This window comes from Vibrio sp. YT-19(2023), from assembly GCF_033337395.1.
The window spans coordinates 1-675 of sequence record NZ_JAWOQN010000554.1 but is presented as its reverse complement, the minus strand read 5'-3'; the positions used below and the strand labels follow the sequence as shown (position 1 = coordinate 675).

General features: G+C 50.4%; 1 protein-coding gene. It reads left to right on the top strand.

All coding sequences use genetic code 11. The features are described 5' to 3' along the window. Positions 1–675, top strand: a 675-nt coding sequence (locus R7E78_RS27080; RefSeq protein WP_318058741.1) for a glycoside hydrolase domain-containing protein, incomplete at both ends; no start/stop codon positions are given.

The following is a 675-nucleotide window of genomic DNA, read 5'->3' as shown; positions in this document are numbered from 1 at the left end:
TCAGCCATTGGTAGTCAAGGTAGCGATTTCTGGCACTGGCGTTGACGGCGCACTGAAAAACCTAGAAGCAGACACCAACGGTTGGGACTTCGACAATGTCGTACAACAAAACCGCGTGGCTTGGGAAAACATCCTTGGCGAGTTTGAACTGGAAGGTGGCAACAAAGCCGACAAAACCATGTTCTACACCTCGCTCTACCGTACGTTTGTTGCTCCATTCCTATACCAAGATGTGGATGGCAAATACCGTGGCATGGATGGCAAAGTGCACCAAGCAGAAGATGGCTTGGTGAACTACTCAGTGTACTCAATGTGGGATACCTTCCGCGCCGCACACCCACTGAAAACCATCATCGACAAAGACCGCGCGATTGAACACGCACGCGATCTATTGAACAAATACCAAACGGGCGGCGTGCTGCCAAAATGGGAACTGCACTCGGATTACACCGGTGAAATGGTCGGTCATCCTGCGGTCTCGGTTATCGCCGATATCATGGTCAAACACCCAGAAGCCTTTACCGCAGCTGAGTTTGATTTGGCGTTAAAAGCTGCTGACGAAACAGTCAACTTCAACCTTGATAAAACAGAGAGCTGGGTGCCTTACCAAGATGCTTGGAACGGTGACAAACGCTTCACGATCATGACGCGTCACAACGACTACCAAGAAGACGT